This is a genomic window from Streptomyces sp. NPDC001348 (genome assembly GCF_053597535.1).
Map to the genome: position 1 here is coordinate 1 of NZ_JBSFIK010000082.1, position 7,952 is coordinate 7,952.

Below are 7,952 nucleotides of genomic sequence, written 5' to 3' on the forward strand. Positions count from 1 at the left end.
CCGGCGTTGTCGTCGGTTGCCGACTCCCCCACTCTCGGCTGCGCTCGAGCGGGGGGACCCCCATCGCGTCGACGCCCTCCTCCGCCTTGCAGCTGCACGCACCAGACCCCGCTCGGCCCAGCCGACCAGGCACTGTCAGTCCATGCCGGCCTGATCCACAAGACACCCCCTGGCCGTTCCGGAGACCGGAACAGGCGGTCCTGCCTGGTGGGTCCCCCGCTCCTGCCGTGCACGGGTGAGTGTGTGCGGGCCCCGGGCGGCGGCAGGATTCGGCGTTCCGTCCGGAGTGTGGCGAAGGTAAGCGAGCGGGACGCGAACAGACAAGCGAATGCTCCCCGCTGACCACGTTCGACTTGATCCGTCGCGGGTATCCGCCGTCACCCTGCGTGAATTCCCCGGGGGGCCGCCCATTCAATTCCCGGAAACGGATGTAGGTTACATGGACATGACGCGTGACGGACGGTCACACATATGACGCTCCTCACGGAACGCGCCTCCATGGCCTCCTGTTCCAGGATGAATCGCCGTGAAGAACCCAATCAGGACAGAAGCATCAGATGCGCCGCAGACGGACAACGGTCGCATCCAGATCGCCCCGCAGCCCGGTGTCCAGCCCATGGTGCAGCAGCACGGCACCTCGGTGCACTTCGCCCGTTTCACGGCATTCGTACGACGCCGCCGGATCGAGCCCGCGCAGCCGCACCGCCGGGACCGGTTCGCCGTACCGCTGCGCCTGGAGCCAGGCCAGCACGACCGACTCGTCCCCGAGGACGTACTGCACCGCGCTCAGCCCGCCCTCCGGCGGCCGCAGCCGGTACAGGTCGCCGCGCTGCACGACCGGACGGATCTCCTTGTACAGCTCCACCCACCCCCGGGCCTCGGAGAGTTCCTCCTCCGTCCACTCCGAGAGGTCGCCGCCGACGCCGAGCACCCCGGCCATGGCGCTCACGAACCGGAAACGCAGACTGCTGACCCGGTCGTTGAGCTGGGTGTTCGGACTGTCGGTGACCCAGGCGGCCATGATCCGGGCGGGGTGGATCTGACTGAAGCCGTGCTGGATGGCGAGCCGGTCCAGCGGGTCGGTGTTGTCGGAGGTCCACACCTGGTCGGTACGGCTCATCACGCCGAGGTCGATCCGGCCGCCGCCGCCCGAGCAGGACTCGAACGCCACGCCGGGATGGGCCGCCCGCAACCGGTCGAGGAGCGCGTAGAGCGCGCCGACGTGGTCCACCCACAGCCGCTGCGGGTACGGATCGCCAGGCCATCCGGCGTCGGTGAAGCAGCGGTTGAAGTCCCACTTCACATAGTCGACGGGGGCGCTGGAGAGAAGGCCGTCGAGCTGCTGCCAGAGGTACTCCTGGACGTCCTCGCGAGCGAGGTTGAGGACGAGCTGGTTGCGGAACTCCGTCCGCTTCCGTCCGGATTGGTACTGCACCCAGTCGGGATGGGCCCGGTACAGGTCGCTGTCCGGGTTGACCATCTCCGGCTCGACCCAGATGCCGAACTGCATACCGAGGGCGTGCACGTAGTCCGCGAGCGGCTTCAGGCCGTTCGGGAAGCGGTCCGGGTTGGGTGTCCAGTCGCCGAGCCCGGCCCGGTCGCTGGTGCGGGCACCGAACCAGCCGTCGTCGACCACGAACAGTTCGACACCGATCGCGGCGGCCCGCCGGGCGAGGGTCGCCTGCTGCTCCTCGGAGATGTCGAAGGTGGTGGCCTCCCAGGAGTTGAACAGCACGGGCCGGTCCCGGTCCGCGTCCGGGATCACATGGGCCCGCTGGTAGGCGTGCCAGGCGCGGCTGGCACCGCCGAAACCGCCGTCGCTCCACAGGCCCGCGAAGACGGGCGTGGTGTACGACTCCCCCGGCGCCAGCGCCAGCAGGCCCGAGTCGTCGTACCCGGCCCCGCCGGTGATCTGGACGCGCGCGTCCGGGAGTTGGGAGACCGCGATCCGCCAGGACCCCGACCAGCCGAGGGCGCAGCCGTAGACCTCGCCGTGCTCCTCGCCGGCGCCGGTGTCCAGGGCGACCCAGGGCAGGTGCTGGTGGCCGGTGTGACCGCGGCGGCTGCCGATCACCTTGTCGCCGTACGTGAGCGGGGCGCTGGTCAGCCGGGACTCGGCGGCCCAGCGGCCGTGCAGCTGGGACAGCCGCCAGCCGTCCCGGTCGGGCAGGGTCCAGGTGGCCGCGTCGGCGCGCAGCAGCTCCACGCGCGCGTCCCCCTCGTTGCCCACCGTCACCCAGCGCTCGACGACGTCCCCGCGCATCCGGTAGTGCAGCGTGACCGCCACCGCGTCGTCCCTGAAGCGCAGCCGCAGCTCGTCGCCCTCGGTGTCGTACGCCTCGAAGGCCCACTCGGTGCCGCGCCGCTCGTCGGTGCGCACGGACAGGGCGGGCCGCACGAAACGGGGGCCGCCCTCGACCGGGTACTCCTCACGGCCGTCGAGCGGGGACTCGAAGGGCCGGTAGCCGGGCAGCGGACGCACCGCGAGAGCCTCGGCGTCGGCGAGCGCGATGCGCGGGCCCCAGTGGAGGTGCAGCAGTTCGTGCGCCTCGGTGAGATGCAGCGCGTAACCACTGGTGGGCCCCGTCAGGAGCCAGGTACGACCGTTTTCGGCGATGTCCACCATCGGGGCCTCACAGTTGCCGACAGATCCGCTCAAGCATCAACATCATCACGGTCTCATGGCGTCGGAAGCAACGCCTGTGGACAACTCATCGCCCGGGAAAACCTATGTCGTATCGTCGACCGAGTGCCCGCCGACGAGCCGCGACGGCGGGAGCGACAGCGAGGAGCCCACGTGACGCAGCAGGTCCCGTCGACCGAGCCCGAGCTGACCGGAGTGCGCAACTTCCGGGACGTGGGGGGCATGCCCACGGCGGACGGGCGCCGGGTACGGCACGGGGTACTGTTCCGCAGCGGCCATCTCGCGCACGCCACCGAGCAGGACGCGGCGTTCCTCGCCTCCCTGGGCCTGCACACGATCTTCGACTTCCGCAACGCGGCCGACAAGAAGCTCGAGGGCCCGGACGTCGAACTGCCCGGCGTGCGCAATGTGAGCCTGCCGCTGAGTGACCCGGCGGACGGCGCGGAGTTCTGGAGGCTGGTCCGCGACGGCGACCTCGACCAGCTGCGCGCGATCCTCGCGGACGGCAAGGCGGAGAGGCGGATGATCGCCTCCTACCGCAAGATCGTGCGGGAGCGCACCGGGGAGCATTCCAGGGTGCTTCGCGCCCTGGCGGAGGACAGCGTCCCCGCCCTGCTGCACTGCGCGGCGGGCAAGGACCGCGCGGGCATCTCCGTGGCCGTGACGCTGCTCGCGGTGGGCGTGGAACGCGAGGCGATCGTCGCCGACTACCTCGAGTCCAACGCGAAGCACCGCCGCTACAAGGTGCGCCGGGGCGGCAACCCGGACAGCGCGTACACCCCCGAGGTGATGGAGCTGCTCAGTCCGCTCTTCGACGCGCGCGCCGAGTACCTGTCGGCGGCCTTCGAGAGTGTCGAGGAGACGTGGGGCGGGGTCGACACCTATCTGGAGCAGGGCCTGGGGATCACCTCCGGGGTCCGGGAGCGGCTGCGCGAGCGCCTGCTGGACTGACGTGGGGTCAGCCCTTGGCGCCCAGCGCGAACAGCAGGTAGAGGAACGCGGCGAAAAGGTGGCCCACGGCGATGTAGATGATCAGCCGGACCCACAGGGAACGGGGGAATCTCGTCTCGTAGTCGCTCATGACAGCTCTCCGGTGAGGGGTCCCAGGCACAGTGCGGCCGTGGGGCTCTGCAGCAGGGTGTGGACGAACAGCAGCTCCACGCCGTCGTGGTCCTCGGCGGCGAGGCGGTGCGGGGTGAGCGAGTCGAAGTGCGCGCTGTCGCCGGGCGCGAGCAGGTGCGCGGTCTCGCCGAGACGGAGTCTCAGACGGCCCCTGAGGACGTGGAGCCACTCCTCTCCGGGGTGGACCCGCACGATGTCGCCCTGCGTGCCGTACGGCACCCGGACGCGCAGTGCCTGCATACCGCGCCCGGGGGCGCCGGCCTGGAAGTACGTCCAGCCGCCCGCCCGGGTCGGCTCCATGTCGGCGGCGCGCACGACGGCGTCCCGGTCGGCGACGCTCTCACCGAGCAGTTCCGAGACCGTCGTACCGTAGATACGGGCGAGCGCGAGCAGCATCGGGAGCGAGGGCTGGCGCCCACCGGTCTCCAGACGGGAGAGGTGGGCGGGCGAGAGACCCGCGGTGCGGGCCGCGGCCTCCAGGGTGAGGCCGGCGCGCCGGCGCAGGGCGCGCAACTGCGGCGCCACGGCGGGCAGGTCGTCGCCCTGACCCGCCGGCGGCGCGGCTTCTGAGGCGTTCATGCCTCCATTGGGCCAAAGTATTGCCTCAGCGGCAAATTTCTTGCCTCAGAGACAAATACCCCTGGTTTCAGCGGTTGGCCACCGCCTGCTTGATCAGTGTCTTGCCGAAGTCCCACACCAGGCCGCCGCTGTGCGCGTCGTCCATCACGGCACTGAAGGCGTCGACGAACCGGTCCACCTCCCGCTCGCCGATGACCAGCGGCGGGATCAGCTTGATCACCTCGAGGTGGTCGCCGGAGACCTGGGTGAGGATCCGGTGCCGCTGGAGCAGCGGGACGACCACCATCTGCGCGAACAGGCCCTTGCGCGCGGCCTGCAGCATGGTCCAGCGGCTGCGCAGCTTCAGCGACTTCGGCCGGCCGAACTCGATGCCGATCATCAGGCCCCGGCCCCGGACGTCGGCGAGCAGCTCGTACTTGCCGATCAGCGCGGTGAGCCGCGATTTGAGCCGCTCACCGGTGACGCGGGCGTTCGCGACGATCTGCTCGTTCTCCATGACCGACAGCACGGCGAGTCCGGCGGCCATCGCCTGGGCGTTGGAGCCGAAGCTCGCCGAGTGGACGAGCACCCGGTCCATGGACGAGTAGACCTTCTTGAAGATCCAGTCCCTGCCGAGGGTCGCGCCGACCGGGACGTAGCCGCCGGACAGCGCCTTGGCCACGCACACCAGGTCGGGCTCGACGCCGTCGTCGTGCTGGTAGGCGTAGAAGTCGCCGGTGCGGCCGAGGCCCGTCTGCACCTCGTCCGCGATGAGCAGGGCACCCCGCCGGTGCAGCAGCTCCTGGGCCGCGCGCAGGTAGCCGGGCGGTGCCTCGTGGACGCCCTTGCCCTGGATCGGCTCGACGACCAGGGCTGCGACGTCGCCCTTCTTCAGCTCGCGGGCCAGAGCGTCCAGGTCACCGAGGGGGACGGCGGTGTCGGGCAGCAGCGGAGCGAAGCCGTCCCGGAAGCCGCTCTCGCCGTTGACCGACAGGGAGCCGGTGGTCAGGCCGTGGAAGGCGTGCTCGCAGTACAGGATCCTCGGCTTCCCGGTGGCGTACCGGGCGAACTTCAGGGCGGTCTCCACCGCCTCCGTGCCGCTGTTGCCGAAGAACACCCGGTCCAGGTGCGGGCTGTGCGCGAGGAGCCGCTCGGCGAGCAGACCGGGCAGCGGCTGGCAGTCGAAGCGGGTGAGGTCGGCGAGGGAGGCGTCGAGGACGTCGTGCAGTGCCTTGCGGACGACCGGATGGTGGCGGCCGAGGCCCATGACGCCGAACCCGGCGAGCATGTCGAGGTAGTCGTCGCCGTCCGCGTCCCAGAAGTAGGCGCCCTCGGCACGCTCGTAGACCTTGTCGAAGCCGATGGTGTGCAACATGCGCGGGAGCTGGTGGTTGAGGTGCCTGGCGTGCAGCTCGTAGCGCTCGGCTCCGCGCTCGGCCAGCAGCGCGCCGAGGTCGAACTCCGTGGTCATTCGGGTTTCTCCTGTTTCTGCTCGCCCGGTCCCCCGGCGTCCGCGACCGCCAGGCTCGCGCTGATCCGTCCGGCCACCTCGACCGGGGTGAGGCCGATGTCGGCCAGCACCTCACCGCGCTTGGCGTGCGCCAGGAACTGCTCGGGGATGCCGAACCGCCGTACGGGAACGTCCACGTCCGCGTCACCGAGGGCGAGGGCCACGGCGGAGCCGACGCCGGCCGCACGGCTGTTGTCCTCGACGACCGCCACCAGCCGGTGTCCGGCGGCGAGCCCGGGCAGCGCCGGGTCGACCGGCTTGACCCAGCGGGGATCGACCACCGTGCAGTCGATGCCGCGTGCCTCGAGCAGCTCGGCGGCCTGGAGGCACACCGGTGCCATGACGCCGACGGCGACGAGGAGCACCTCGGGCCGTTCGGCGCGGTGCAGCACGTCCATGCCGCCGACCCGGCCCACGGCCGGTACCCCGGGGCCCACCGACTCCTTCGGGAAGCGGACCAGAGTGGGTGCGTCGTCGACGGCGACGGCCTCGCGCAACTGGGCGCGCAGCTGGTCGGCGTCGCGCGGGGCGGCGATTCTCAGACCGGGGACGACCTGGAGGACCGACATGTCCCACATGCCGTTGTGGGAGGGGCCGTCGACACCGGTGACCCCGGCCCGGTCGAGGACGAAGGTGACCCCGCAGCGGTGCAGGGCCACGTCCATCAGCAGCTGGTCGAAGGCGCGGTTGAGGAAGGTGGCGTACACGGCGACGACCGGGTGCAGCCCACCGGTCGCCAGTCCCGCCGCCGACACCGCCGCGTGCTGCTCGGCGATGCCGACGTCCCACACCCGGTCGGGGAAGCGTTCGGCGAACGCGCCGAGGCCCACCGGGTGCAGCATGGCCGCCGTGATCGCCACGACGTCCTCCCGCTCCTCGCCGATCCGCACGATCTCGTCGCCGAACACCGAGGTCCAGGACGGGCCGGCCGACGGGGCGAGCGGTGCGCAGGTCAGCGGGTCCATCACGCCCACGGTGTGGAAGTGGTCCTCCTCGTGGGCGAGCGCGGGTTCGTAGCCGCGGCCCTTCTCGGTGAGGCAGTGGACGAGCACGGGCCCGTGGAAGCGTTTGGCGCGGCGCAGCGCCGACTCGACGGCCATGATGTCGTGTCCGTCGATCGGGCCGACGTACTTCAGACCCAGGTCCTCGAACATGCCCTGTGGGGCGAAGGCGTCCTTGAAGCCCTTCTTCGCGCCGTGCAGGGACTCGTAGACCGTGCTGCCGACCACCGGGGTGCGCAGCAGGATCTCCTTGCCCCAGGCCAGGACCTTCTCGTAGCCGTCGGTGGTGCGCAGGGTGGCCAGGTGGTTGGCGAGGCCGCCGATGGTCGGCGCGTAGGAGCGCTCGTTGTCGTTGACGACGATGATCAGCGGCCGGTCCTTGGCGGCCGCGATGTTGTTCAGCGCCTCCCACGCCATGCCGCCGGTGAGCGCGCCGTCGCCGATGACCGCGACCACGTGCCCTCTCCCGCCCTGCACCGCGCGGGCCTTGGCGAGTCCGTCGGCCCAGCCCAGGGCGGTGGAGGCGTGGCTGTTCTCGATGACGTCGTGCTCGGACTCCTCACGGGAGGGGTAGCCGGACAGGCCGCCCTTGCCGCGCAGTTTGGAGAAGTCCTGACGCCCCGTCAGCAGCTTGTGCACGTAGCTCTGGTGGCCGGTGTCCCAGAGGATGCGGTCGACCGGCGACTCGAACACTCTGTGGAGCGCGACGGTGAGTTCCACCACCCCCAGGTTGGGACCCAGGTGCCCGCCGGTTCTGGCCACCGCGTGTACCAGGAACTCGCGTATTTCTTCGGACAGTTCACCGAGTTCCGCCTCGGACAGCGCTTTCAGGTCGCGTGGTTGCCGGATGGTTTCCAGAATCGTCACGATCGGGCCCCCTCTCGGTCCGTACCTTGCTTCGGACTCACTTCATCTGGTCGGCGAGTTTCAGGGCTTCCTCGATGAGGGTCTCCACGATCTTGGACTCCGGGACGGTCTTGATGACCTCGCCCTTGACGAAGATCTGCCCCTTGCCGTTGCCCGAGGCCACACCGAGATCGGCCTCACGGGCCTCACCGGGACCGTTGACGACACAGCCCATCACGGCCACCCGCAGCGGGACCTCCATGCCGGTCAG

7 protein-coding genes are annotated in these 7,952 nt (G+C 70.5%); 1 reads left to right on the forward strand and 6 read right to left on the reverse strand.

What is annotated here, in order from left to right; all coding sequences use genetic code 11:
• Nucleotides 1–553: 553 nt before the first annotated feature.
• The gene (locus ACWC21_RS41130) at nucleotides 554–2,626 is read right to left on the reverse strand and encodes an alpha-galactosidase (RefSeq protein ID WP_450889949.1); all 2,073 of its coding nucleotides are present in this window, start codon (nucleotides 2,624–2,626) and stop codon (nucleotides 554–556) included.
• A gap of 171 nt (nucleotides 2,627–2,797) precedes the next feature.
• On the opposite strand from ACWC21_RS41130, the gene ACWC21_RS41135 reads away from it, so the two are divergent.
• Nucleotides 2,798–3,595, forward strand: a complete 798-nt coding sequence (locus ACWC21_RS41135; protein ID WP_450889939.1) for a tyrosine-protein phosphatase — start codon at nucleotides 2,798–2,800, stop codon at nucleotides 3,593–3,595.
• A gap of 7 nt (nucleotides 3,596–3,602) precedes the next feature.
• Here ACWC21_RS41135 and ACWC21_RS41140 read toward each other — a convergent pair whose 3' ends face one another.
• The 5 genes from ACWC21_RS41140 to ACWC21_RS41160 all read right to left on the reverse strand — a co-directional run.
• Entirely contained in the window at nucleotides 3,603–3,725 is a 123-nt protein-coding gene (locus tag ACWC21_RS41140; RefSeq protein ID WP_450889941.1) for a DUF6126 family protein, read from the reverse strand.
• Nucleotides 3,722–4,345, reverse strand: coding sequence for a helix-turn-helix domain-containing protein (locus ACWC21_RS41145; protein ID WP_450889942.1), 624 nt, complete (start codon nucleotides 4,343–4,345; stop codon nucleotides 3,722–3,724). Before ACWC21_RS41145 ends, ACWC21_RS41140 begins: the two co-directional genes overlap by 4 nt.
• 67 nt (nucleotides 4,346–4,412) lie before the next feature.
• Nucleotides 4,413–5,795 (reverse strand): aspartate aminotransferase family protein, encoded by a 1,383-nt coding sequence (locus ACWC21_RS41150; protein ID WP_450889944.1) that lies wholly within the window; start codon nucleotides 5,793–5,795, stop codon nucleotides 4,413–4,415.
• A complete protein-coding gene (gene dxs / locus ACWC21_RS41155; RefSeq protein WP_450889946.1) occupies nucleotides 5,792–7,702 on the reverse strand; it encodes a 1-deoxy-D-xylulose-5-phosphate synthase in 1,911 nt (636 codons plus the stop codon). Before dxs ends, ACWC21_RS41150 begins: the two co-directional genes overlap by 4 nt.
• 37 nt (nucleotides 7,703–7,739) lie before the next feature.
• The coding region (locus tag ACWC21_RS41160) for a flavodoxin-dependent (E)-4-hydroxy-3-methylbut-2-enyl-diphosphate synthase (protein WP_450889948.1) at nucleotides 7,740–7,952 on the reverse strand (213 nt) is incomplete at its 5' end.

What these genes read in the sequence shown, in the direction of transcription:
- ACWC21_RS41130 (WP_450889949.1), bottom strand. Translation starts at nt 2,626, where the DNA reads ATGGTGGACATCGCCGAAAACGGTCGTACCTGGCTCCTGACGGGGCCC.
- ACWC21_RS41140 (WP_450889941.1), bottom strand. Translation starts at nt 3,725, where the DNA reads ATGAGCGACTACGAGACGAGATTCCCCCGTTCCCTGTGGGTCCGGCTG.
- ACWC21_RS41145 (WP_450889942.1), bottom strand. Translation starts at nt 4,345, where the DNA reads ATGAACGCCTCAGAAGCCGCGCCGCCGGCGGGTCAGGGCGACGACCTG.
- ACWC21_RS41150 (WP_450889944.1), bottom strand. Translation starts at nt 5,795, where the DNA reads ATGACCACGGAGTTCGACCTCGGCGCGCTGCTGGCCGAGCGCGGAGCC.